The sequence below is a fragment of the Erythrobacter donghaensis genome (genome assembly GCF_001557325.1).
GTDB classification, from domain to species: domain Bacteria; phylum Pseudomonadota; class Alphaproteobacteria; order Sphingomonadales; family Sphingomonadaceae; genus Erythrobacter; species Erythrobacter donghaensis_B.
In genome coordinates this window covers 1-2,292 of record NZ_LSJS01000087.1, presented here as the reverse complement: position 1 = coordinate 2,292, position 2,292 = coordinate 1, and the positions used below count along the sequence as shown (strand labels likewise).

The 2,292-nt window shown below is 45.9% G+C and carries 1 protein-coding gene; it reads right to left on the bottom strand.

Annotated elements, in window-relative coordinates:
* Positions 1 to 38: 38 nt before the first annotated feature.
* A complete protein-coding gene (locus tag AX692_RS18795) occupies positions 39 to 2,204 on the bottom strand; it encodes an SEC-C metal-binding domain-containing protein (protein ID WP_081095128.1) in 2,166 nt (721 codons plus the stop codon).
* Between the last annotated feature and the right edge of the window lie 88 nt (positions 2,205 to 2,292).

Genomic DNA, 2,292 nt, shown 5'->3' with positions numbered 1-2,292 from the left:
TATGCTGGGAGTGGGGGTGTAGGAAAGGGGTTTGCGTATCACCCCCTAAGGCAGCACTTTTTATACTTCTTCCCGCTTCCGCACGGACACAACGAATTCCGACCCGGCTTGAGCGGCTTAAGCATCCGGCCAACTCGAACAAGATTCCCGACCTTGTTCATTTTTGCTGTATCGGTCTCCATTGCTTCATCCTGTTTCCAAGGCCCTTGAAGCGTGATCCCAAATTTCGGCATGCCATCAGAAGCGTTGATGCTGATCCCGAACCAGCTTCTAGCCTTCGTGACGTACTTGCGTCGCGCACAATGATCCTCAAGTTTTTTTAGGGACACAAATTGAGGAAGGTCATTACAATGGATCGTGAGACCTTCACTCCCGGAACCAAAAGCTAGCGAGAAGTCATGGTGCAGCTGATCTCGCAAGTGTGTCGAACAGAGACTCGCAACGCCTGCTTCAATCGTATCGATTGTGTCCCCACTGAGCTTCAGCAAGCTTAATCCTAGTGCAATCAGCCCAGGGTTCGGAGAATGCTCGATGGCCTTTAGCAATCTTCCTACGTAGGAGGTTTGTATTTTCGTCAGAATCCCTTCTGGTGTTTGCGACCCAGCTAGATTCCTGCGTCGAACCGAAAACGCTGTATCGAGATCTATGGCGAGTGAGTCATCGAACATCACTAGGTCAGTATCATCCTCAAACCACAAGTTGTGCTTGAGGTGATATCCAAAAATTGAAAACTCATTGATAGAATTTATAATTTCAGCGAAATTAACACGCCGATCAATATAGCTAATAATGTACAGAGGTGAGTTTAAAAACTCTGTAATAACATCAATCATAAATACATCAGTCACAAAGGGCGGATGCAGTCCCTTCACTCCGTTCCTGATAACGAGATTTTCTCGCGCTTGAACCGTAAGAGCGGGATAGTTCTCAGAGGTTACGCAGATTGGGTAAAACTCAGAAATTTGCGAAATATCAATCTCAGCGCCATCTTCGGCCACAACTTTGTATTTGCCCGAAATCATAGAAGCAACACACGATGCCGCTTGGTCGTAACTGTTCTGAACTGACTTCTTGAAATCGGACTTGAGCTGACCGTCATTTCCTTTCCGAGCCTCGAGGGTGAGCTTTTTAGATTTACATTGAATTACAAGAGCTCGATCGCCGAACCTCACAAATATGTCTATCTCGCCAGCGCGTTTACCTTTCTTTCCTTCTATATTTACGTTCTGAAACACGTTTTCTTTGCCAAAAACCGAATCTAATCGGTTTCGTGTAAATTCCTCCGTAAATGAACCTCTGTTACGCGCAGCAACGACTCTGTAATCTTGGTCAGACTGCATCCAATAAAATGGGGAGTCGTATACAGCTTCTGAAAGTGTATATACGTCAAGGCACGCGTACTTCCCGTCCCCTAATTTTATTATAGGCCTTGCCAATACGATATTGAAATCACCTATCTCGACAAAATCTGTGTTTTCTCCGGGTTTTACTGAGAATGAATCTATAAGATTTGCGATTACTTCAATCGCCATTCCTGATTTTTCAGACAATTCTTCCGGAGAAAACACAAATGCTGGTAAGAACGTCCATTCATCGGGCCTCTGATGTAACATAACCGTTGAATGGCTTAGAATTTTCTCCTCTTGTAGGCTATTTAGACTGTAAACAAAATCTTGCATGTCTTGGGCGCCAAACCCAACGTGGGCCATGAGCCAATCGTTATCCGATGCATATCGCTTTGACGAAAAAGCCGAATATTGAAAGGCGTGCGCCGATTCACCACCGTAGAAGATCGGTTCGCGTAAAAATTGAGATTGATTGAATAAACTCCCACCACCAGAGGTAGTTATTAAATCAAAAGCCTGCATCATCGGCTTATTAAAAGCTGCATGCAGTTCAGCCATTAATTTTATTGTTTCATCGACAAAAAATCCGAATTTATCCGGATCAGGTAGTTTATCTTTCACATCCGACTGTATCATCATGCCTTGTACGGTAACAAGTTCCGATCGCAGAAGCCGAGTATCTACATAAGATTTGGCCATATCGGCTGGCGTCATTTCACTGCCGATCCCAATGTAGTTGTCGCGCCAAGCCAGAAATGCGAGCGCGTGAATATAGCCAGGTTCAGCTGTGAGGCCTCGCAGACTAGCTAAAATCTCATGTTCATCTCGGGCATCGCGCGGGTTTATCGAGAGCGGCATTCGCCTGTCACCTTATTGCCAACAACGGCGCCAGATACCGCCCCGTGAACGACCGCGGCTCCTTCACCACCTTCTCCGGCGTCCCCTC

Excerpts from the sequence above, each read along its gene's own strand:
- AX692_RS18795 (WP_081095128.1), bottom strand. The coding sequence starts at position 2,204 with ATGCCGCTCTCGATAAACCCGCGCGATGCCCGAGATGAACATGAGATT.